Source organism: Tolypothrix sp. VBCCA 56010 (assembly GCF_050875635.1).
Taxonomy (GTDB): domain Bacteria; phylum Cyanobacteriota; class Cyanobacteriia; order Cyanobacteriales; family Nostocaceae; genus Hassallia.
Genome location: NZ_JBPAOH010000130.1, coordinates 1 through 21,640 on the forward strand (window position 1 = coordinate 1; position 21,640 = coordinate 21,640).

21 protein-coding genes and 3 pseudogenes are annotated in these 21,640 nt (G+C 43.0%); 9 read left to right on the plus strand and 15 right to left on the minus strand.

The annotated features are described in order from the left end of the window. Positions 1-2,056, plus strand: a pseudogene (locus tag AABK37_RS31060) (HEAT repeat domain-containing protein); the annotation flags it as partial. 56 nt (positions 2,057-2,112) lie between these two features. Continuing rightward, on the plus strand, positions 2,113-2,931 hold the full coding sequence (locus AABK37_RS31065; RefSeq protein WP_432555344.1) for an Rpn family recombination-promoting nuclease/putative transposase: 819 nt from the start codon (positions 2,113-2,115) through the stop codon (positions 2,929-2,931). Between the two features lie 122 nt (positions 2,932-3,053). On the opposite strand, the gene murG is transcribed toward AABK37_RS31065, so the two are convergent. Next, positions 3,054-4,121, minus strand: a complete 1,068-nt coding sequence (gene murG, locus AABK37_RS31070) for an undecaprenyldiphospho-muramoylpentapeptide beta-N-acetylglucosaminyltransferase (RefSeq protein WP_432555345.1) — start codon at positions 4,119-4,121, stop codon at positions 3,054-3,056. Positions 4,122-4,206: 85 nt separating this feature from the next. Here murG and AABK37_RS31075 point away from each other — a divergent pair, with 85 nt between their 5' ends. After that, positions 4,207-5,016, plus strand: a complete 810-nt coding sequence (locus AABK37_RS31075) for a nuclear transport factor 2 family protein (RefSeq protein ID WP_432555346.1) — start codon at positions 4,207-4,209, stop codon at positions 5,014-5,016. On the opposite strand, the gene AABK37_RS31080 is transcribed toward AABK37_RS31075, so the two are convergent. Then, positions 4,992-5,153 (minus strand): histidine kinase, encoded by a 162-nt coding sequence (locus AABK37_RS31080; protein WP_432555347.1) that lies wholly within the window; start codon positions 5,151-5,153, stop codon positions 4,992-4,994. The genes AABK37_RS31075 and AABK37_RS31080 overlap by 25 nt on opposite strands. Here AABK37_RS31080 and AABK37_RS31085 point away from each other — a divergent pair. Beyond that, entirely contained in the window at positions 5,152-5,964 is an 813-nt protein-coding gene (locus tag AABK37_RS31085) for an SDR family oxidoreductase (protein ID WP_432555363.1), read from the plus strand. The genes AABK37_RS31080 and AABK37_RS31085 overlap by 2 nt on opposite strands. Before the next feature lie 18 nt (positions 5,965-5,982). After that, a complete protein-coding gene (locus tag AABK37_RS31090) occupies positions 5,983-6,168 on the plus strand; it encodes a hypothetical protein (protein WP_432555348.1) in 186 nt (61 codons plus the stop codon). Here AABK37_RS31090 and AABK37_RS31095 read toward each other — a convergent pair. Continuing rightward, complete coding sequence (locus AABK37_RS31095; RefSeq protein WP_432555349.1) at positions 6,147-7,241, minus strand: tetratricopeptide repeat protein; 1,095 nt, start codon at positions 7,239-7,241, stop codon at positions 6,147-6,149. The genes AABK37_RS31090 and AABK37_RS31095 overlap by 22 nt on opposite strands. A 227-nt stretch (positions 7,242-7,468) precedes the next feature. Here AABK37_RS31095 and AABK37_RS31100 point away from each other — a divergent pair, with 227 nt between their 5' ends. Further along, positions 7,469-7,747, plus strand: coding sequence for a hypothetical protein (locus AABK37_RS31100; RefSeq protein ID WP_432555350.1), 279 nt, complete (start codon positions 7,469-7,471; stop codon positions 7,745-7,747). Positions 7,748-7,769: 22 nt separating this feature from the next. Here the strand turns inward: AABK37_RS31100 and AABK37_RS31105 are convergent, their stop codons facing one another. The 3 genes from AABK37_RS31105 to AABK37_RS31115 form a co-directional block, all read right to left on the minus strand. Further along, the gene (locus tag AABK37_RS31105; RefSeq protein WP_432555351.1) at positions 7,770-8,912 is read right to left on the minus strand and encodes a VWA domain-containing protein; all 1,143 of its coding nucleotides are present in this window, start codon (positions 8,910-8,912) and stop codon (positions 7,770-7,772) included. Positions 8,913-8,935: 23 nt separating this feature from the next. Beyond that, a complete protein-coding gene (locus AABK37_RS31110) occupies positions 8,936-9,217 on the minus strand; it encodes a hypothetical protein (protein ID WP_432555352.1) in 282 nt (93 codons plus the stop codon). A gap of 273 nt (positions 9,218-9,490) precedes the next feature. Further along, a complete protein-coding gene (locus AABK37_RS31115; protein ID WP_432555353.1) occupies positions 9,491-9,961 on the minus strand; it encodes an NADAR family protein in 471 nt (156 codons plus the stop codon). A gap of 291 nt (positions 9,962-10,252) precedes the next feature. On the opposite strand from AABK37_RS31115, the pseudogene AABK37_RS31120 reads away from it, so the two are divergent. Together AABK37_RS31120 and rpsU are read left to right on the plus strand one after the other, a co-directional pair. After that, positions 10,253-10,551: pseudogene (locus AABK37_RS31120) on the plus strand (RNA recognition motif domain-containing protein). A gap of 107 nt (positions 10,552-10,658) precedes the next feature. After that, positions 10,659-10,850 (plus strand): 30S ribosomal protein S21, encoded by a 192-nt coding sequence (gene rpsU / locus AABK37_RS31125; RefSeq protein ID WP_029637314.1) that lies wholly within the window; start codon positions 10,659-10,661, stop codon positions 10,848-10,850. A gap of 414 nt (positions 10,851-11,264) precedes the next feature. Here the strand turns inward: rpsU and AABK37_RS31130 are convergent, their stop codons facing one another. From AABK37_RS31130 to AABK37_RS31155, 6 genes are all read right to left on the minus strand, one after another. Further along, positions 11,265-12,329: a catalase family protein gene (locus AABK37_RS31130; RefSeq protein WP_432555354.1), complete on the minus strand. Its 1,065-nt coding sequence runs from the start codon at positions 12,327-12,329 to the stop codon at positions 11,265-11,267. Positions 12,330-12,440: 111 nt separating this feature from the next. Then, positions 12,441-14,924, minus strand: coding sequence for a DUF5682 family protein (locus AABK37_RS31135; RefSeq protein WP_432555355.1), 2,484 nt, complete (start codon positions 14,922-14,924; stop codon positions 12,441-12,443). Between the two features lie 198 nt (positions 14,925-15,122). Beyond that, complete coding sequence (locus tag AABK37_RS31140) at positions 15,123-15,242, minus strand: DUF6888 family protein (protein ID WP_432555356.1); 120 nt, start codon at positions 15,240-15,242, stop codon at positions 15,123-15,125. 359 nt (positions 15,243-15,601) lie between these two features. Then, positions 15,602-16,765 (minus strand): ATP-binding protein, encoded by a 1,164-nt coding sequence (locus AABK37_RS31145; RefSeq protein ID WP_432555357.1) that lies wholly within the window; start codon positions 16,763-16,765, stop codon positions 15,602-15,604. Beyond that, on the minus strand, positions 16,765-18,309 hold the full coding sequence (locus tag AABK37_RS31150; RefSeq protein WP_432555358.1) for a DUF5691 domain-containing protein: 1,545 nt from the start codon (positions 18,307-18,309) through the stop codon (positions 16,765-16,767). Before AABK37_RS31150 ends, AABK37_RS31145 begins: the two co-directional genes overlap by 1 nt. A gap of 497 nt (positions 18,310-18,806) precedes the next feature. After that, positions 18,807-20,120 carry an SWIM zinc finger family protein gene (locus AABK37_RS31155; RefSeq protein WP_432555359.1) on the minus strand — a complete coding sequence of 438 codons (1,314 nt, stop codon included), beginning with the start codon at positions 20,118-20,120 and terminating at the stop codon, positions 18,807-18,809. Between AABK37_RS31155 and AABK37_RS31160 the strand changes: the two genes are divergently transcribed. After that, entirely contained in the window at positions 20,119-20,304 is a 186-nt protein-coding gene (locus AABK37_RS31160; RefSeq protein WP_432555360.1) for a hypothetical protein, read from the plus strand. The genes AABK37_RS31155 and AABK37_RS31160 overlap by 2 nt on opposite strands. On the opposite strand, the gene AABK37_RS31165 is transcribed toward AABK37_RS31160, so the two are convergent. The 3 genes and pseudogenes from AABK37_RS31165 to AABK37_RS31175 all read right to left on the minus strand — a co-directional run. Next, positions 20,301-20,621: a DUF6464 family protein gene (locus AABK37_RS31165; RefSeq protein WP_432555361.1), complete on the minus strand. Its 321-nt coding sequence runs from the start codon at positions 20,619-20,621 to the stop codon at positions 20,301-20,303. The genes AABK37_RS31160 and AABK37_RS31165 overlap by 4 nt on opposite strands. Before the next feature lie 22 nt (positions 20,622-20,643). Next, positions 20,644-21,159 carry a dihydrofolate reductase family protein gene (locus tag AABK37_RS31170; RefSeq protein WP_432555362.1) on the minus strand — a complete coding sequence of 172 codons (516 nt, stop codon included), beginning with the start codon at positions 21,157-21,159 and terminating at the stop codon, positions 20,644-20,646. 165 nt (positions 21,160-21,324) lie between these two features. Beyond that, positions 21,325-21,640 (minus strand): annotated as a pseudogene (locus AABK37_RS31175) (hypothetical protein); the annotation flags it as partial.

Here is a 21,640-nt window from a genome sequence, read left to right on the forward strand (position 1 = left end):
CAGTGCAGCGGTAGCATTAGGCAATTTGGGAGAAGCGGGGGCAAAGTACGCACCCGAAATCCTCAACTTCCTCAAAGATGAAAAAGTTAACGCTAACATTCGTCGCAGTGCAGCGGTAGCATTAGGCAATTTGGGAGAAGCGGGGGCAAAGTACGCACCCGAAATCCTCAACTTCCTCAAAGATGAAAAAGTTGACGCTTACGTTCGTTACAGTGCAGCCGAAGCATTAGGGAAAATCAAACAACTAGAGTTGACAGAGGTTGTTGTAGTTCTAAATAATGTCTATGAGCCAAATCAGCAATACTTGAATTGGCGTTTTTTCACCTACTTCCTTGGTGGGGGTACTAATGAAGTGAAAACGCTGCTGACATGGGTTGGCATTCCTGACAGCAAAGCTACTCCCCCCCCATTGAATCACGACGAAGGCGTTAAAACCCTGAATGTGTTTAAAAAAGCCTGGGAAGCCACTAACACTCACAAGCTTCAGCGATTACAAAACGACTTAGCAAAGCAAATTGCCGTAGTTATCCGCAAAGTCTCATGGAAACCGCAGAATATTATTTTACTTCAAAGTCACAGCGACAACCTGAAAGAAGGCAAACATAACGAAGCGGATACGGTGCAGTCGGTGATTAATAATCTCGAAGGTTGGAAGTGGTTCTTCGCTGCCAGAAACATGATCGTTATTCATATTACCTTTTGGCTTGCGCTTATCTTTGCTTACCCGAAATTTCCCCAAGTTCAAGCTATCTTCTTCTGGAACCCGTGGGTACGTCGCATTCTCGGTGTCGGTTACGTCGGCTTTCTCCTCGCTTGGGTTCCCTTCTTACGTCGCAAATTATTTGAACCGTTTAAGTTTTCCCTCCTAGCAGATGCAGGATTAAGCAATTTTAATTCCCAAGCATATTTTCCCCAATCTAGGGTGCAAGTTCCGCTGACAGGAGAAATCCGAGAAATTACCCACGAACTACCCAGCATCAAAGGACAAATTGTCTTAGAAGGCGATTCTGGTTTAGGAAAGTCGATGTTTCTCCGCCATCTGGTAAAATCTTCTCAAGCTATTGTCGTTTATCTGCCGGCGCACAAGTGCGATAAAGGTGTAATTGAGGCAATTCAAGCAAAGCTGCACGGACAAGCACAAGATGCAGAATTTCTGAAAAACCTGATTTACAGCGGTGCGATAGATATTTGCATCGATGGACTGAACGAAGTTACAGCAGACACACGCGCTAAAATTACGCAGTTTGTCGAAAGCTATTTTCGCGGTAACATCATTATGACTACCCAACCGTTAGAGTGGATACCCCCCTCAACGGCAAAGATGTACTACTTGCAACCTTTAGAACGTCAGCAAATTGAGCAATTTTTGATTACCCGACAGCCGCGACTTCCCAAAGATGCGAAAATTCAAGGTACTGCTTACGAGCAAGCTTGCAAAAACTACTTAACAGAAGCTTTCAACCAACAGCAATCTCGTGAAGAGTTAGAAGCAGCACAACGAACTCTTTCCAATCCGATGGATTTAACTTTGGTTGCTCAAATGTTATCACAAGGCAAGCAGCCTGATTTGTTTCGCCTGCAAGAACAGCAATATAAAGAAATGGCAGCAGAATACTTGCAAGAATGGAAGCATGAATTTCCTTTGAAAAAATTCTCCGAAGCTGTCTACCAAATGCGGCTGAATGATGAAAAAGCTTTATCAGGTGAGCTTTTCTACCAAGAATTAGAGTCAATGGAAGATGAGAAATATAAAATGGTTGTCAGCCGTCAGTGGCAAGATGAAAAAGGAGAACCTAAGAAAGAATGCTACTTCCGCCATGATAAAATTATGGACTTCTTTCTAGTACAAACTTTTCTCGGCGATAGTGACGCAGCCGAACAACGCCTGATTGACCACATGAGCGATCCCCGCTTTCGGGGTGTATACTTTTTGTTAGCAACGTTGCTACAGTTGGATAAAGCTAAAGCTCTGCGGGAAGAGTTGATTCAATACGCTGCCAATACGAAGGATCATACTGTGAGTGATACGTTTGTGCAGTTGTTGCGGTCTAGATGATTTAAACGCAGAGGGACGCAAGGGGAAGCGCAGAGGGACGCGGAGTTTTTGTAAGAGTGAAAACAGACAGCATTTTTTATGAATTATTTGCAGAGTTTCCCAGTATATTCTTTGATTTGATTGGGCGATCGCCTAACAATACTCAAGGTTATCAGTTCCGCTCAATCGAAATCAAACAAACTGCTTTCCGAATTGATGGAGTATTTCTACCACCCCAAAACAGTGCTGACAAAACTGTATACTTCTGTGAAGTACAGTTTCAAAAAGACGAATTTCTCTATCATCGGGTATTTGCAGAACTTTTCCTGTTTTTAGACCAGAATCCAGCTACCGTTGACTGGTACGCTGTTATCATTTATCCCAGACGCAGCTTAGAACCTGATGAAACCAGACTTTATCAAGTTTTGCTCGAAAGTCACAAAGTACAGCGCGTTTACCTCGATGAACTCGATACAGCAAACCAATCTTTAGGCGTTAGCGTTGTTAAATTAGTAGTAGAACCAGAACAAACCGCTGTGAATCGTGCTAAACAACTCATCGACCAAACAAGGCAAGAAATAACAGACACGATTACTAGCCAAGCAATAATAGATTTAATCGAGACGATTATAGTTTACAAATTTCCCCTGTTGAGTCGCCAAGAGGTAGAAAATATGCTGAAATTAAGCAACGCAGTCAGACACACAAGAGTTTTTCAGGAAGCACTAGAAGAAGGTCGCGAAGAAGGTCGCGAAGAAGGTCGCGAAGAAGGTTTAAGAGCAGGTAAGCTAGCTGCTGTTCCACTACTGTTGAAAGCAGGTTTGACTGTCGAACAAATAGCCGAACAGCTAGATATTGATATTGAAGCGGTTAGGCAGGCAGCACAACAATCTTAAAGCAGACTACAAAGCGCAGAAGATAATCATACCAATTGGCGATTTAGGCGATGTCTTTTGACAAGAAGCAGAGCTTCTTGGCATCTCTACGTAGCAAGTACTTTATAAAGCACTCTTTGTGCTTACATTTCTACAACTTCACGCACCAAATGTGCCAATTTTTCCGCGCTGTCGGGAACCGCGATCGCTTTGCTTTTTTCTGCCATATGAGTTAATTCAGCAGACTGCAATAAATACAAAACTTTACTTTGCAATACCTCAGCGCTTAACTCTGATTGCTTGAATGCGATCGCTGCACCGACTGAGGTAAATACTTCGGCATTGTAAGTTTGATGATCTTCTGCCGCAAATGGATAAGGAATCAAAATCGATGGTACACCACATACTGCCAATTCTGTCAAGCTTCCCGCACCAGAACGACTAATTGCTAAATCAGCGCGTTTTAACAATCCCGCCATATTGTCATAAAACGGTAACACAATATATTGCGGATGCTGTAACTTATCGGCTTCTGGGTCGTTATCTCCGGTCAAATGGACAACCCAAGCACCAGCATCAAACCAAGCTGTAACGCATTCACGCACCAACTTATTAATAGCGACTGCACCTTGGCTACCACCAAAGACGACAATTAAAGGAACATTCTCCGGAATCGGTAAATCTAGGGGGACAATTCCCGAATTCAAAAATGGCGATCGCACCGGAGTATTTGTATAAATAGTTTTGGCACGAGGTAGATACTTCGCAGCAACTTCAAATCCCACCGCTACAGCATCACACCAGGGACCAAAAAAGCGTGTTACTTTACCAGGTAAGGCGTTAGACTCATGGAGAATCACAGGTAAACCAAGCGATCGCGCGGCAATTACAGCCGGACCTGCAATATAACCACCCGTAGTAAAGACACCTTGAAAATTACCTTTTTTCAGAAGTTTTCTTACTTGGAGAATCGAACCGACGAGTTTACCCAAAATTCGTAAAGATGAAAATCCCAACCCTTGCTGAAATCCCTCAACTGCAATAGTATTCAAGGGGTACTGCTTGGGAACAAGCGATCGTTCTAGCCGATTCGGGACACCAAGCCACTCAATTTGATAATCTGGCAATTGTTCGGCAAGTGCGATCGCCGGAAATAAATGTCCACCAGTTCCACTAGCAGCTATTAATAATCGTATCGGTGCGTTAACCATCAACCCTCTACCGTTGTGCTTTCAAGCTTAACTAAGATAAAACAATTTACTAACCTTCTCTAGCTAAATCCTGAACCTATCAACAATGCCTAACTTAATTGTCTTACTACTTAAACGCCAAAGAAAATTTTTAGCCTCAAACTGGCTAATTTTGTTTTTACTGACACTTGGTTTATTATCCGGTTGGAAATGCGCTCAAGCCAGTACCCCAGACACCGCACCTCCAGCACTGAAAAATTTATTGACGCAAATTGATACAGCAGCAAGTCAAGGCAATGTGACAAAAGTAATGCAGTTTTACAGCCCCAATTTTACTACTGGGGATGGCTTAACTCACGCCAATATGCAAAAAGCCTTGGTTGGACTGTGGCAACGGTATCCACAATTAAAATACACTACACAACTGCAATCTTGGAAATCAGAAGGTAATGCCATTATCGCCGAAACGGTAACTAATATAACCGGTTCACCCTCTGCCAATAGTAATAACTTAGCTCTGAATGCGACAATTACATCTCGTCAGCGCATTTCCGGTACGCAAATTGTCCGTCAAGACATTTTGACCGAACGCACTCAACTTAGCTCTGGTGCTAAACCACCGCAAATTAACATTAATTTACCACAGCAAGTGCGAGTCGGACAGCAATATAATTTTGATGCGATCGTTACTGAACCGCTTGGTGAAGATTTTATTTTAGGCACCGCTTTAGAAGAACCGATTCAACCAGAAAAATATCTCTCCCCCACATCGGTAGATTTAGAATTGCTGACAACAGGTGGACTTTTTAAAGTTGGACGGGCACCAGCTACCCCTGGCAATCAATGGGTTTCTGCGGTAATTTTACGGGGAGAAGGCATGACAATGGTAACTCAAAGGTTGCAGGTTGTGAAATAAGTAGTTGGTTGTTGGGCATTGGGCAATGGGCAATGGGCATTGGGCAATGGGCATTGGGCATTGAGAATCGGATAAATTCTTCCTTGTCTCCTTGTCTCCTTGTCTCCTTGCCCCATACCCGATGCCCCATGCCCCATGCCCCATGCCCATTGCCCCACTATCCACCAAATAATGATTCAAAATCAAATTGTTTTAATTACAGGTGCAAGCAGTGGTATTGGTGCAGCTTGTGCGAGAATTTTTGCGCTTTCGGGTGCAAAATTGATTTTAGCAGCGCGTCGGCTAGAACGTTTGCAGCAGCTAGCTTCGGAACTTGTAGAGACGTTTCATGAAACGTCTCTACAAATTCATTTATTACAGTTAGATGTGCGCGATCGCTCTGCTGTAAAATCGGCTATATCTAACTTACCTCCTGAGTGGTCAGACATCGACATTTTAATTAACAATGCCGGTTTGAGTCGCGGTTTAGACAAACTCCACGTAGGTGACACTCAAGACTGGGATGAAATGATTGATACCAACATCAAAGGTTTACTTTACCTCACTCGCTATATTGTCCCAGGAATGGTGAAGCGGAATCGCGGTCATGTAGTAAATATTGGTTCCATTGCCGGACATCAAACTTATCCCAAAGGGAATGTATATTGTGGCACTAAAGCCGCAGTGAAAGCAATTTCTGAAGGTTTAAAACAAGACCTTTTGGGAACTCCTATACGTGTAACTTCTGTCGATCCGGGGATGGTAGAAACAGAATTTAGTCAAGTGCGCTTTCATGGGGATAGCGATCGCGCTCAACAAGTTTACCAAGGAGTAACTCCCCTGACACCAGATGATGTCGCTGACGTGATATTTTTCTGCGTCACCCGACCAACTCATGTCAATATTAATGAAGTTATATTAATGCCAGTTGACCAAGCCAGCGCCACTATGGTGTATAGGCGAACATAAATTAAGTCGAGTGGGGGAGTGGGACAAGGGGACAAGGGGACAAGGGGACAAGGGAACAAGGAGACAAGGAAAATAATTCTTTCTCCCCCACTCCCTCATCTCCCCCATCCCCCCATCCTCTCCCACTCCCCCACTCCTCCCCTCCCCCACTCCTCCCCTCCCCACTCCCCACTCCCCACTCCCTACTCCCTAGATAACTGCTGATATTGCATTGCTTTGGCATAATCGCCTAAAGCATAGCAAGCAACTCTTAAACTAGTAAGAGCTAGTTGTTCGCTGCGACGGTCTTTAAGTAACCTAGCTAAATTTAAACGTTCTTCGTAATATGTAATCGCTTTGGTATAATCGCCCAAAGCTTCACAAGCAACTCCTAAACTGCCGAGAGACTGTTCTTCGCTACGTTTATCGTTAAGTTTTCTGGCTATATGCAAGCGTTCTTCATAATATATAATAGATGAGGCATAATCGCCGATCGCATAACAAGCATTACCGAGGTTTTTCAGCACCTGAGACGCATTGCGGTGGTTGTTGAGAGAACGCGATATTGTGACACACTGTTGATAGTAGGCGATCGCTTTCGGATAATCGCTCAAAGCATACCAAGCATTGCCGATATTTTTTAGCACTTGTTCCTCACCCCAGTGGTCTTGAAGTTCCCGGATAAATTCTAAGCTTTGCTGCTGATACTCAATCGCCTTTGCCATTTCGCCCAAAGCTTTATAAACTAATCCTAGGTTGTTCAGTGCTGCTACTTGAGTTCGCTTATCTTGCAACTGTTGCGATATTTTCAAGCACTCTTGCAAAAACTCAATAGCCTTTTCATAATCGTTTAGGTGACGATAAGAATTACCTAAATGAGAAAACGCTTGCACTCTCAAGCGCAAATCAGAAGAATCTTTAGTTAAAGATAGACACTGCCCAGAGTAAGAAATTGCGCTTTTGTAATCTCCTGAAGTATAAGCCACTAGCGCTAAACAAGAAAGCGCCTGCGCCTGTCTTTCTAAATTGCCAAATGCTTGAGACAGTGCTAAGGCTTCTTGTAAGGACTTCATCGCAGCAGTTAAATCTCCTGCTTGTTGTTGTTGAACTCCTTGTCGCAGTAGCTTAGAAGCTTCGGATGAGTGGTCGTCACTATCTTGTGGAAGTTGCATTTCAGGTTGTAAATTTTTATCAAAGTCATGGCTAATTGTGCCGCGTTTCCTTGCATTCGTATGTATTGTTGTTACTGGCAAGGGAACTGTGTTTTTTGAGTTAGGATTCGATTCGCCTTTCCACATCAACCAATCCCTGATATTTGTAATGATATATTTAGTGTTCCCAGAAATGGGATATATCTTTCATGATGGAAAGAGTTTTGGAACCTGAGGTGATGCATAGTCTCACTGAAGCTATTGAATATGATGCAATGGATTTCACTGAGGTAAATACGGCTTTTGCTAAAAGCGCGATCGCGTAGCGTCTTTGAAGGAGAATCGCTCTTGGACCCCCAGAACAAGGTATAATCTTGGATGCTGGCACTGGTATTTTCATCCGCGATTTAATTCGACCAGCGAATGCCCAAATCATGAATGCTTTAGTTGATAGCATCGGTGAAGAATACGATGAGTATCAAAAAAAGTTATTCCGCGATTCTCTTCACGCTGCACTGACGCTTGATGAAGTAAACCAGCTAATTTCCCTGTCGGGTTTACAACAAGTAAAAGTCTATCAAAGTTGCGACCGCCATTGGACAGCCGAAAGAAGCACAGAACGTGCTAAATTAATTTGCAAGTTCCTAATATAGACTACTCCCCACTCCCCACTCCCTACTCCCCACTCCCTACTTCATTAGCTGCCCATTGTCTAATATCTTGACGAGCGATCGCAGCTGCCATTAAATCGGGAAATTTATCAGGAGTGCAAGCAAACGCGGCAATCCCAAATTCTGTTAATGATAAAGCAATAGAGCGATCGTACATCGGTGCCCCATCATCATTCAACGCTAATAAGGCGATAAATTGCACCCCAGCATTCACCATCGCTGCAACTCGCTTGAGCATTTCTTTCTTATCGCCACCTTCATACAAATCACTGATTAACACTACAATTGTATCTTGGGGCTGTTGCACAAAACCTTGACAATATGCTAAAGCTCTATTAATATCAGTTCCACCACCCAATTGAGTGCCAAATAGTAAATCTACTGGGTCTTGCGCTTCATCAGTCAAATCTACAACTTCGGTATCAAACGCAACTATGCGCGTCTGCACTGCTGATAAAGATGCCAATACAGAACCGAAAATACCTGCATAAACAACAGAAGTTGCCATCGAGCCACTTTGGTCAATGCAGAGTATGATGTTGCGTAAATTACTTCGCTTACGTCCATAACCGATTCTAACTTCTGGAATAATGGTACGATATTTAGGTTGATAATGCTTGAGATTAGCGCGGATGGTGCGATTCCAATCAATTTCGTTGTGTCGGGGACGACGGTTGCGGATGCTGCGGTTCAAGCTGCCGATAACAGCTTGACGCATCGGGTTAACGAGTTTGCGTTGTAATTCTTCAACGACGCGACGCACAACCATGCGTGCTGTATCTTTAGTCTTGCTGGGCATAATATTGCTTAAAGAAAGCAAATTCGCCACTAAATGCACATCTGGCTCCACAGCTTCCAGCATTTCTGGTTCTAACAACATTTGACGCAAATTGAGACGCTCTAGCGCATCGAGTTGCATCACCTTAACTACCGATGAAGGGAAATAAGTGCGGATGTCAGAAAGCCAACGAGCAACTTTTGGGGATGAAGAGCCTAAACCACCAGAGCGCTCACTATCGTACAATGCACTCAAGGCGTTATCCATTGCCAAATCAGCACCGCTTAATCGACACCCTGTACCATCAGCTTCTTGACTTCCTAACAAAAGTCGCCAGCGGCGTAAACGTTCGTCGTCATTTTCAGTCATACTTTACACTATATTTGAAGTTTTTATCTATTGATTGGTCTTTTTGTATTCCACATTAATTCAAATTCGGCTTTTGTAATTTCAAATTCTTGTATATCCTCCTTAGACATGCGTTTATCACTTAACATGCCGTAATCATCTTCAAAGTGAGTAGCATCATAAAATAGAACGTTTCCATTTTCGTAAACTTCTATTTGTCTGACGACGCGTGAATTATCATTAATTTCCATAAAGTAAGTACTAGTACCCCACTCATCAAAGACACCACCAAGGGATTCATCCCAAAACCATTTACAGTATTTCATAGCTTTCGCTCTATAGAGAAATACAATCTTACTTACTGTGCTGCATCGCCATTAAAAGCTAAATTATACAAAGTCTCAATCCTCCTATTAGCGGATTTTTTGTTTCACGCAATAGACACTCCAAACGCAAAGACTTTTCAATAGACATCTGGGAAAATGAATTATGACACAGACGTAACCCAAGGTAAGAGACAATTCATGAATTGTCTCTACATAATTTCTAGAATGTCTAATAAGTCTTTGAACTCTATTGCATTATCAATATAAATAATATTATTCACTTAAACTATTATCAGCGTTTGTATGATAAGTATGGCGCAATATTTCTCGCACTTCCATTAAAATTATTCCCAACTTATTTTTCCCACTGCCATTAGCACCACAACCCCAGTAATAATCAATGGGAGAATTTTCGATTATTTCTGCATCTTTTGTGTCAAGTAAAATTTCTCGGATATCCGCATGAGTTTCAAATTTTCGTAACACTGCTTTTTGCATAATATCATCTTTAACTTGTTCCCAATCTGGACGCAGGGGACGAGTCCTTTCGCGTCCCATTTTCGCTGCTTCTTTCGGTGTTTTCACTAAGCGAATTTGTTCGGCATCAGCTGTTTTGGGAAATTTTTGCGCTTGAAAATAGTGTTCGCTGGTAGACCAATATAACCCATCTAATTCAAAGCCGTGTGCGGAAAAGTTTGAGAAACAACCGTATTTTTCACGGGTGTGGTAAAAGTAAATTTTCATAACGATTTATGAATGAATAATAAAATTATTGTATAAAATTTTTTTATTTATTAGGCGGTCGGGCGTTTTGGCTCAGTTCCTTGCGCCACGACAGCGCGATCGCACACAGTCCGAGTCAAAACGGATACAAGCGCCCAGTAACTGAGACTATGCCCGTAGAAGCAACCAAGAATCACGTTTTTTGTGTTATACTCGTGTTGAATTGAGTATTATTTTCGGTGATATGACTCGTTTTAATAAAGTCTCTCCTGAATCTAAATCTCTACATTTAAGATTTCTTGGAGATGTTTGATGTCCATTTATGTCGGTAATCTATCTTATGAAGTAACACAAGAAGACCATTAGCGAGCTTTTGGTGAATACGGCACAGTAAATCGCGTTCAGCAGCGATCGCGATCGCGATCGCAGGTCGTCCGAGAGGCTTTGCCTTTGTAGAAATGGCAAAAGAGGACGACGAAGCATCGGCAATTGAAGCCCTTGATGGCGGTGATTGGATGGGTCGTAGCTTAAAAGTTAATAAAGCTAAACCGCGTGAAAACAGAGGTTCCTCTGGTGACAGACGAGGTAATGGAGGATACAACTCTCGCTGATAATAAGCTTTAAGAATAAGAGTTTAACTTGTTGGTTTTAAGGGTAGACTCGTTGTCTGCCCTTTTTTGCTCACCACCCCCGAAACGTCAATTTAATTGGAGATACAATGACCCAAATAATTCCCGGAGAAAATGAAGGAATTGAGTCAGCCTTACGCCGGTTTAAACGAGAAGTTTCCAAAGCTGGAATTTTTCCAGATATGAAAAAACATCGCCACTTTGAAACACCTCTGCAAAAACATAAGCGGAAAGCAGTTGCTAGACACAAACAAAGTAAAAGACGTTTTCGTAGTAATTAAGGATAATTCCTCACAAGCGGTTACTTTCAAAGCATAGGGGTACAGAGTGCGATAACAGCCAAGAGCGAAGAGTGTCAAAGTTTTAGGCTTTTTGAAACTCTCTCATCTTGCGACGGTGCTTTATCAGCATTGAGCGGCTCGAGCGATCGCTTGCGCCGTGAAAGTAACCGTTTCTATATGTACAAGCGTAAAGAAAAAGCTGCACGCGATCGCACTACTGCCAAGCCACTGTTGGATTAAAAAATAGGGCGTTGCATAAAATAGGGATGAATAACGAACCGCACTCGTAGCGAAGTACGCGTTCGCGTAGCGTCTCCGACAGGAGAAGAAGAAGTTTTTTAAGAAACAGAGAAGTGAAAATCATCCCGCTTTCTCTGCAACGCCAAAAATAGAGCTATTTTAGTCGGACGATACTCAATTCAAATCACCAAAAAGCGTAGAAAATTCTGACTCAGTGGGTTCTTGTCTGGAAACCGCATTCAATTGATGTCTAGCTTGAGAAATTGTGTTATAAATTGACTTGCGACAGCGGTTTATTGCTCCCAATGGCTGATGTTCTGGTAGAGAATGCCAAGGAGTATAGGACAAATTTTCGCAAAATTCCATCTGTTCGGAGGAATCAAAACTTTGAGGCGGAATCTTGATAGTAGCCACCTTGAAAAAAGGAGATTTCCACTCAACTGTTGAATCTTCTATTGGCATTTTATCAGCATCTGTCTGGAATTGAACCAAAAAATCAAAACAAGCTTCTTTGCTGTTTAAATGTTCAACCATTGCTTCTTTGAGATAGTTCTCAGAAACTAAAACAGTTTTCCCAGAAATATTATCAGCGCTGGGTTTGGCAGAGAATTTAATTGCCCTATTACCAAGTTTATAGGGTGTGATACTCCAATATTGAATTTCCAGCGGGCTAACAATTTTTTTTCGCTGAATTGAGGTAGTGATCGCAAACTCCTGCAAGCGCCATTTCAAAGGATTCAAGCCAGGAAAGAAAAACTTTAATAGTCCTTTACCCTCTGCTTGTTGGGTCTGAATAAAATCGATATAGTCTTGAAGATTCCGAAGAAAAAAGACTGGATGATTAATCATCACAAAGTCTTGAGTGTTTTTTTCATCTGTCAACAGCTTTTCTTTTGACACACCCAGAAGTTTAATTGCCATACCCCGACCATCACCTATAGAATCAGCCTGAGGTTTTCCTGAGCCATTGGAGAAGCGTATACAAGCAGTAAACTTCTTTCCTGGCTCTTCAAAAACTCCAAATTTCATCTCCTCGGAAAGGTTATTTTCAACTATAAATTCGGCTTTAACACAACCATGATGTTTGGCGTGAGCATCGCGTCGGCTTGGTCTTTCTCCTGCTTGGTAGTTATGCTCAATCTTCTGCAAGATCATCTGTTCAATCGTCTGGATAGCAGATGCCTCATCTGGGGATGGATATTCTTTGTTAAGTTCTAATTTGCTTGATTTAGTTTGCATACATTCGTTTTGGTATCAGAAATTTTCAAGTTTTAAGGAGGAATATGTGAATTATATTCCTCTAGCACTATTTAAGAGTATAGCAGCATAGCAGCATAGCTGAAGGTGTTTTTACACTCCCAACAATTGAGCGATAATAGGCAAGACAACAGCAGCGTTATCCTCATCAAATTCGCGAATATTTTGAGAATTTGATGCAGCTTTTGGGTTGAGTCCAAGTTTTACTTTTTCACCTATTTGTCGCCGTTCTGGTGCGGGAAAATTGCTAAAAGTGCGTCGCAATAATGGGAGCAAAGCGGTAAACAATTCACCAGGTAATTGAGTTATCCAATTGTCTAAAACTTGCCAAAGGATATCATCGTGTAAAAGCAATAAACCACTACCTTTGAGAAATCCTTCTACCCAGGCAGCTGCTTGGGGTGGAACTGTGGCAAGAGAAAGCGCTAATTTCATGCGTCGCGCTGCTTCCTCTACGTTAAAAATACCAGCATCTAGCAATAAACGACAACAGCAACCGGCGATTAGTTTATGCAGTCTTTCGTTGTCGGAAATTTGCGATAATACTTGTTGCCAAGATGTTATGTGTTCTTCATTTTGCAGTAAAGCGATCGCACTATTAACTTTCATCACATTATCATACATTGCTGCCGCTGCATCGTCATCCACATATGCACAAGCACCGGGTAGAGAAATACAAATTCGCGTTACTAACTTATCAACTACATGAGTTATCATCTTGGTATCTGATGAGCGGACGTTACCGTAACGCAGTACATTTGCTAATGGTGGTAATGCTGCCATTAAATGTGTGACATCACTAACTAAAGCCGCAGCATTTTCTAAACGCAACATGAGATAACTGACAGCATCAGATAAATCTGATAATATTACTTGATTTAAAAAATTTGTCAGTGTTGGCAAATCATTTGCGGCATCTGCTTTGTTACAAGCAATATTCGCAGCAGCATCTTTAACAGTATTGCCCCAAATACCAGCTTCAATTAAGCTAACAGCAAATTCTGGATGCCACTGCAAACGCCAGAATTCGTGAAAAGTACCCTTTTTATTACTTGTTTTTTGAAGTTGTCCCCAAGGAATTTCTAAAAGATTGAGACGGTGTAGTAAGTGCGATCGCTCTAAATCATTATTATTTCTTAAATCTAAATCTAGCGTCTTTTCAGTTATTTCTGCCTTAAAGTGCAAACGTTTTTGTTGCCGGATTAAATCTTGTTGCAACGGCACCATCGGCGTTTCTGGTGGGACTTTGCCCAGGCGATCGCCAACAATGAGTTTATCGTGAATCAGGCGCATCGGTAAATCGCTGCCAAAACAAAGCACAGCTTGGGTAGCTTCATTTAATTCAAAAAGACCTGGGAGAGGACGATTTCTCAAAGCTGCCAAAGATTCCGCCAACCGCACCGCTTCAATTACATGCGCCGAGGAAGCATCTAAACCTTGTTCGCGTAACAAATGTGCAACCTGCGTCATCCAGCGAATAGGGACTAGGGAGTGGGGAGTGGGGAGTGGGGGAGTGGGGGAGGGGGGAGACAAGGAGATGGGGAGACAAGGAGAGAGGGAGACAAGGAGAGGGGGAGAAAGAATTGTCCCCCACTCCCCCACTCCCCCACTCCCCCACTCCCCCACTCCCCCTGCCCCCTTGTCCCCTTGTCTCCCTTGTCCCCATTCCCACAGATGATGATACCAACCGGGCGATTCTATACCAGCACCGTAGCCGCTGTTATAAGATAAACGTCTGTAAGTCCAAGGTATCCAAGTCGCTTCTACCTTTATCTTGGGTAGCCCTTTGAGGATTATTGTATCTCTTTTAACATTTAATCTAGCGGAAAGCGCTGGAGCGTGCCAAGCACCACAGACAACAGCAATTCTTTGAAAGCCAGTTTTTTCAGCTTCGCGGATAGTTTTCCGCATGTACGCTTCGCGCTGTGCTTCTATAGAATCTGTTGATGGGGGTGTATCCTGACGCACAGCGGTCATTGCTTCGAGGATGGCGGCGAACAAATCAACGCTGTTATGACGTTGTTCTACCATATGTTCCCACCAGCGATCGCTGTCGCTGTAACCTGCGGCTTTTCCTAGCAACGAGAGCGGATCTTCAGCGAGGGAGGAGGGGAGTGGGGGAGTGGGGGCTTTGGGGTCCCCACGAAGTGGGGTTGGGGGGAAGGGGGGGAGTGGGGAAGTGGGGGATAAGGGAGAAAATTCCCCCTTGTCCTCCAAGTCGTCCTCCTTGTCCCCTTGTCCCCGTGTCTCCTTGTCCCCTATCGCCATTCGGTGCGCTAAGGGTAAGTCCATAAAGCGGACGGGGATGTTATGAGTTAAGCCGTAATGCAGTGCTTGCCATTCTGGTGAGAAGATGGCGAAGGGATAATAAACGCACTCTTGGGGTTTATCTGGTACATATATGAGTAAGGCTACTGGTGGCTGCATTGCGGGTGATGCGAGCAATGGTAGTATTGATTCGGCATCGGGTGGTCCTTCGATGAGGATTGTATCTGGTTGAAGGGTTTCTAGGGCTTGACGCAGGCTGCGTGCTGAACCGGGACCGTGATGGCGGATACCGAAGATGTGAATGGTCATGGTAAGAAGGGTGAGGAGTCAATCAAAACACATCACTTATTGAAATGCTAGTCAAAAGGCGATCGCGTTTTGGCAAAAAAAATGTCTAATTCAGGCGATCGCATAAAACGTCTGCATATCAACACTAGACTACATTATCTCTTTTTGGTTCATTGCTTGAAAGTTAGGTTTACTCATCCTATATACCTCCATTTACCGTCATAGATATATTTCTATGATATTTTCCTCACCCGCTAGGATAAATACCTTTCCCGTTCGTTCATCCATCCGAACGATATTGATAGGCAAGTAAAGTTTAGTGAACCAGCAGCACAACACATAGCACTGTGTTTTTTGTTCTAGCGTAGGGATAATTTGGACTCCTCAATATCGCTACCTAGCATGAGTATACCAGCTTCCAAACCACGCAAAACTTGATAAAACATATAGTTTACAACGAAACTTGATATATATTAATGTTGGGTACGCTGTGCGTACCCAACCTACAAATCTTTGCGTCTTTGCGACGGCAGTCGCTCATGGGGGAAACCACGGCAGATGCACGGCTGCCGGGAAACCCGTCCAACGCACTGCCTCCCCAAGACCCAACGGGAGAGCCAGTCCCCCATCGATCAGGGAGACCGCTCCTGAGGGGGCTGGTATCACCGCGCTGCCTCGGCTTTGCGTGAGATTTTCCTCTAAGATACCTCCCGACAAGCCCGATATAAATCCTTCCATCCATCCCTTTGTTTCACCACCGTTTCCAAATACTCGCGCCAAATTACTTTATCCTGCACTGGGTCTTTAATCACCGCCCCAATCAGCCCAGAAGCAACATCTGCTGCTTGTAAATTTCCATCGCCAAAATGCGCCGATAGCGCCATACCATTATTCACAACAGAAATAACTTCCGCTGTACTCAAAGTACTACTAGGCGATTTAATCTTGGTTTTCCCATCTTCCGTAACACCGCTACGCAATTCCCGAAATATAGTGACGATGCGGCGAATTTCCTCTAACGCTGGGGGTTCGGCTGGCAATTCTAAAGCTTTTCCCAAACTTTCCACCCGTAACTGCACAATTTCCACTTCTTCATCTACAGTCTTTGGTAAAGGCAAAACTACCGTGTTAAAACGGCGTTTCAAAGCGCTAGAAAGTTCATTTACACCCTTATCACGGTCATTTGCAGTCGCAATTACACTAAAACCCTTCCGCGCTTGCACCTCAGAATTCAGTTCCGGTATCGGCAGTGTTTTCTCGGAAAGCACAGTAATTAATGTATCCTGCACATCAGCAGGAATGCGCGTCAACTCCTCCACACGGGCAATTTTGCCATCTTCCATCGCCCGCATCAACGGACTTTGAACCAAAGCCGCCATCGAAGGACCATCAGCCAACAACTTCGCATAATTCCACCCATAACGAATCGCTTCCTCACTCGTCCCAGCCGTACCCTGAATTAACAGCGTCGAATCACCAGAAATCGCCGCCGCCAAATGTTCCGAAACCCAAGATTTCGCCGTTCCCGGTACACCAAGCAACAACAAAGCCCGATCCGTCGTCAAAGTAGCAGTCGCAACCTCAATTATCCGCCTATCCCCAATATACTTAGGCGACACCTCAAAACCATTATCCAACCTTCCCCCCAAAAGATACGTTACCACCCCCCAAGGCGACAACCTCCAATTCGGCGGACGTTGCTTCCCATCAACCTTCCCCAACTCCGCCAACTCAACAGCAAACAGTTCCTCCGCATGTTCCCTCAACAAACTCGTCCTTTCCTCTTCCTCCTTCTTCCTTTGCGTCCTTTGCGCCTTCTCTTCGAGAGGCTTCGCCAACGCGGTTCGTTTCTCTTCACTCATCACTCACCTCTGAACTCCTGTATCATTTCCAACCTAAACAACAACGTAGCCAAAAACTCATTTACAAAATCTTGCCAAAACGAACCCTCCTCCACAACAGCCAACAACTCCCCCGCACCTTCCACAACCGAAGGTTCCATATAAAGAGCGAAACTTTGAAAAAGCGATCGCATTCCCCCTTCCCACTGCTTATTAGCTTCAACATATTTTCGTATACTTGATAGCACAAGCTGACTAACTTTCCCACTCCAAGGCATTTGATAATGCTTCAACAACGTATACGCCGGATGATTTACCGAAAGCAACTTACCTTGATTCTGCAACAATGTCTGCAAAATCAAAGCATCCGCCTTATCCTGCCCTAAAAGCTTCAACAACCCAACAACTAACTCCTCACCATTGCCCAAATAACTGTGATAAAACTTACTTGCATTTGGTAGTAAAACCTCGGCACACGCTGAATCTTGACTTTTCAAAGCTGCTGTTGCCCAAGCTTCCAACAACATCTTTTCCCACTCGCTACCATCCACAACTTGCAATAATTGCTGCGGCGTTTTGCCCCAATTGTTACACCAAAAACTAGGCGGTACGCAACAAAGCATTTGCAACAATAAACTAGCTTTCTCCCCCAATGCCGAACTGTAGCGAGATTGATCGATACCGTCGCGAATCATTTGGCGATCGCCCTTGGCGGCGGCTTCCGCATCGCACGTTGAAGGCAAAGTCACTTGCACCAAGTTATGCTTAAATATAATCAAAGGGCGAACTCGCTCTATCATCCGCTGACACAATCTCGATTTCGGCAGCAATGAAAGCAACTTCGCTGCAATATCTCGCACCTGCTTGCGTTTGTCATCTAATGCAGCTTCTAAAAACGGCTCATCGTTCATGCTCAAATTGATTTCTAAAGCTGCTAATAAACTCGCTCTCTCTTCGCCACTTTCCTTTTTCCAAGCTTTTTGCAGTTGTTCTCGTGCTTGTTCTGGATTTTGTTCGCGGAGTCTTTGCAGCAATAGTCGCCTTGCTTCTTTACTACCAGTCTGCCAAGCTTTATCAGTAATTTCCCTGTTGACATAATTCCAGTCTGGGTTATGCTTTGCTAGCCAATATCCCCGCTTGCCCAAAACTGGTAAAATGAAAGCTCGTAAATTACTTTGCTTTTGCCCTAACGTCAGCAGGTGAGGCAAGTATTCTGAAGGAACTCTTCTTTTAGCGGCGGCTGCCAGTGTTAACCATTCTGGCAGAAGTTTAGCATTCCCACTTAATATTAAAGCTAGATGTTGCCGAGAAACAAGACTGCAATCAAGTAATTCTTCTGATTCACTTTTGTTTTGTTTTGGTGGCTTATCAAAAGATATTTTACCAGCGCGTTGATAAAGAGCAAAAGCACCAGCCGCACTCAGTAAACTTCCTTCTTTGTCGCTGCTATCCAAATGACTCAAAATTTCACTTAACTGATGATTCGGCACGTTCAGTTTCCAAGTGTGCCGTTCAGTACCGATTAATGCTGTTTTTACAACCTCTTGCCAAAGCGAGAAATTCATAATTATCACTTTATATCAAATCCGTACTTTATGAGAATGATATCTTTAATAGGACTTACGCAAGAATAACGGAAAACGAACCACAGAGAACACAGAGGAATGATTTGAGAGGAATTTTGCGTAAGTCCTATTTAATAAATGTAGAGTTTTGCAAGGTTTTTGAGTGAAAATGCAGCAATCATTCCAATGCTATAGGATTTGATATTAAATATTTTTTCTTACTCCCTTCCCGCTATAAGATTACCTATCTTCTTTCTCTTCTTCCAAAGTGTACTTCGTACGCCAGTCGCCTCACTCCTCCACCCCCGCACAGCGCTGGCTCGTCTTTGCGGTTCGTTAAATAGGTATTTTTCGAGCGGGAAGGGAGTAATTGTTATCCCTTCTTTCCCTTTTTGCATCAAGAGTGCTTTTGCGGTTCGATTCTCTTTAGTTCGTAACTTGAAATTGTTTGTACGGACAATTCATGAATTGTCCCTACGCCATTTCCACTTTTATGTCTATTTTGAAAGTGTGACAAATGTATCTTCTGCATATGCGCTTAAGGGTAGAAAGCGATCGCCATTCCATTCCCCAAATATTCCAACCGCATGTCCACCGCTGAGTGCCAATAATTGCCATGTTTGTTGAGAACTAATTTTAATTGTTGATAGCATATATCCATCGGCATCACGCACACCGCGACAGCTACCATCATCATTAAACACAGGAATTACAGCTTGTAACGCTACAGGAAACTGCTCGATCCAAGGATTGCGTGCCAAGGCTTTGGCGTAAGCTTGCATCATGTCAGGAATGCTACTATATCCCGGCATTTTGTCTACTAGATCTGCTGGGTTATAAAAAATTTTAATAAGCGATCGCAACGGATAAGCACTCTCGAAAAATACTAATTCTGCATCTATACTAGTTCCTGGAATCAAGCTAGTATTTAATGGTTGACTGCCATAAGCAAAGTTAAGAATTAATGCTGCTTGTTGACTTTGTTCGCCCCATAACCAATTAAACTGCGATCGCAGTTTATCTTCTTCGGTGACACGTTGACCTAAAATTAACCAGCGATCGCGCACACCGACTTTTGTTAATAATTCTTCTTGATTTTGCGTCCAACCAATTTGGGTACGGATGTCTGCTTGCATTTCGGCTGGGAAAGTTTCCAAACGTTTAAAGCCGGAAATCAACAAATAAACACGTCCCAACTGTGTCAACAGCCTTTCTTCCCAGCCGATACCAGAATGTGGTATACTTGCTATCTCACGCAGCATACGAGCAACCCCCGGCGCTTGAGCATCTACAAGCCGCGCTGCTGCGGTATCCCAAAAGCTGTAAGGTTGTCCTTGGGCTACAGCTAACCCCTGACGTACCAAATCGCGCAACCAAAGTTCTAAATCCTGCATTCCCGCAGTTACTTTGTTGTAGCGCATCTCGGCACGCTTTGCTTGAGCGGCTGTATCAACTACTTTCTTTGTGGATTCAGTTTTTTTATCTGGTTGATGTTTGGGTGTATCAAGGCTCGTCTTTTGTGGCGTTTCGGTAAAAGCGTCTTTTTGATCGGCAAAAAGCAAAAACAAACCGATTGCGTGTTTACACGGTGTTTTCTGACTGGGACAGGTACATTTAAAAGCAAGTTCTGTAATATCAATCTGTGTTCGGTAAGGATTGCTACCGCTACCTTGACACTCACCCCAAATAGCTTGCTGGTTGTAACCCAACGACAACCATTTAGAACGCACCGCTAAAGCTTGAGCATTTTTAGCGGAACTGGTATCCGGTGCTAGCGCTAGAATTTGTTTGTGAGTCCAGATTGGAGACATGAGTATTGTTGCTGAGTGCGCTGTGATAACTGCGTTTTCAAAGTTTTATGTCAACTTTTTCGCGTCAAGTCAAGCATTCCAAAGTCTAAAGTCTATTCCCCATTGCCCATTCCCCCATTACCCATTCCCCATTACCCATTCCCCATTCCCCATTGCCCATTGCCCATTCCCCATTCCCCATTAAACCTTCTTTTCGTTATCGGTGGTGAATTCCCTTGGTTCATAATAACGGCAACCTTCACAAGGTCCTGACGGATTGACAGCACAGCGTACATAGCCAGATTTAGCATTATATCGGCAGCTGATGTCACCGATGAGATAGCCGACTCCTTCGAGATAATAGCGATCGCTTAAATTAAGTCGAGATTGCCCTAGTTGCGTTCTGGGACTCATAGCAGCTTGTCTCAAAAGCCTTTCTCTTTGCATATGACTTTTACGAATCATCCACAAAGAGAACAGTGACGGTAACAAACCAACGGCAATAATCAAGAAAATGTTCACCTTATCTTTACTTGTTTTTAGGTTATATTTTCAAATCGTAAAACACTTGCAACAATCCAGAGTCGTAGGTAAAAACATCTTTCAACTTGAGTGTTGTTTCGATTTTACAGCGAGCAATCAGGGGAATACCATCCCCTAAAATAATTGGGTGAATTGAGAGAATCAATTCATCGATAAAACCGTGTTTTAGGAAATAATGAATTATCTGCGCTCCCCCAGCTAACCAGATATCACCACCACTTGATTGACGCAACCTGTTGATGAAGCTTTTCAAATCACCACCCACAAATTCTACATTGTTATCTTTTTCGCCTTGCAGAATTTGTGAGAAAACAAAACCTTTTTTACCTTTGTATGGGTATTCTCCAAAACCCAGGATTTGCTGATACGTCTTATTACCCATGAGTACCGTGTCAATTTCGGCAAAAAACTCAGCATAACCGTAGTCAGAATCGGTGAATAGCCAATCTACCTCTCCTGATGTTCGCGCAATATAGCCGTCAAGACTAGAAGCAATAAACAATCGTATTTTTCGCATACAGAAGTGTTGCAAACTTCTAAGAGGATGTTTGTTAAGTCATAAGGTGCGGTTTTCGTAGTTTAACGCACCATATTTTTGTTTGCAGTGCGTGACGCTCAAACCAAGGCAAAAATCTTTAACTTTATTTATAAAAATTATTTAAATTCAATATTCAGTCATTATTTAATAATTTTTCCGCCATCTTTCCAGCTTATCTATAGAAATTGATTTAGTTACGACATTAACATCATTTCCTCGCCAATCAATTTCTGAATCTGTCGTAAAAACACCACACTCTAATTGTTTTAATTCAATATTCCAATAGTGACTAAATCTATTTTTTAAAGTGATAACTTGTTCAAACACTTTATTTCTGTGTTTATTTCTTCTTTTTCTTTCGGTTGCACCTGTTGCTTCTGTATCAATAAATTTAGTTTCGATAATAAATAAATTACCAGTATATGTTAAAAAAACAAAATCACACTTGCCTAAATCTGTA

Excerpts from the sequence above, each read along its gene's own strand:
- AABK37_RS31080 (WP_432555347.1), bottom strand. The coding sequence starts at position 5,153 with ATGGGGCATGGGGCATCGGGTATGGGGCAAGGAGACAAGGAGACAAGG.
- AABK37_RS31170 (WP_432555362.1), bottom strand. The coding sequence starts at position 21,159 with ATGCGAAAAATACGATTGTTTATTGCTTCTAGTCTTGACGGCTATATT.
- AABK37_RS31150 (WP_432555358.1), bottom strand. The coding sequence starts at position 18,309 with ATGAATTTCTCGCTTTGGCAAGAGGTTGTAAAAACAGCATTAATCGGT.
- AABK37_RS31115 (WP_432555353.1), bottom strand. The coding sequence starts at position 9,961 with ATGAAAATTTACTTTTACCACACCCGTGAAAAATACGGTTGTTTCTCA.
- AABK37_RS31160 (WP_432555360.1), top strand. The coding sequence starts at position 20,119 with ATGAGTATTGTTGCTGAGTGCGCTGTGATAACTGCGTTTTCAAAGTTT.
- AABK37_RS31110 (WP_432555352.1), bottom strand. The coding sequence starts at position 9,217 with ATGAAATACTGTAAATGGTTTTGGGATGAATCCCTTGGTGGTGTCTTT.
- AABK37_RS31085 (WP_432555363.1), top strand. The coding sequence starts at position 5,152 with ATGCCCCATGCCCATTGCCCCACTATCCACCAAATAATGATTCAAAAT.
- AABK37_RS31155 (WP_432555359.1), bottom strand. The coding sequence starts at position 20,120 with ATGTCTCCAATCTGGACTCACAAACAAATTCTAGCGCTAGCACCGGAT.
- AABK37_RS31095 (WP_432555349.1), bottom strand. The coding sequence starts at position 7,241 with ATGTGGAAAGGCGAATCGAATCCTAACTCAAAAAACACAGTTCCCTTG.
- AABK37_RS31105 (WP_432555351.1), bottom strand. The coding sequence starts at position 8,912 with ATGACTGAAAATGACGACGAACGTTTACGCCGCTGGCGACTTTTGTTA.
- AABK37_RS31135 (WP_432555355.1), bottom strand. The coding sequence starts at position 14,924 with ATGACCATTCACATCTTCGGTATCCGCCATCACGGTCCCGGTTCAGCA.
- rpsU (WP_029637314.1), top strand. The coding sequence starts at position 10,659 with ATGACCCAAATAATTCCCGGAGAAAATGAAGGAATTGAGTCAGCCTTA.
- AABK37_RS31145 (WP_432555357.1), bottom strand. The coding sequence starts at position 16,765 with ATGAGTGAAGAGAAACGAACCGCGTTGGCGAAGCCTCTCGAAGAGAAG.
- murG (WP_432555345.1), bottom strand. The coding sequence starts at position 4,121 with ATGGTTAACGCACCGATACGATTATTAATAGCTGCTAGTGGAACTGGT.
- AABK37_RS31075 (WP_432555346.1), top strand. The coding sequence starts at position 4,207 with ATGCCTAACTTAATTGTCTTACTACTTAAACGCCAAAGAAAATTTTTA.
- AABK37_RS31130 (WP_432555354.1), bottom strand. The coding sequence starts at position 12,329 with ATGCAAACTAAATCAAGCAAATTAGAACTTAACAAAGAATATCCATCC.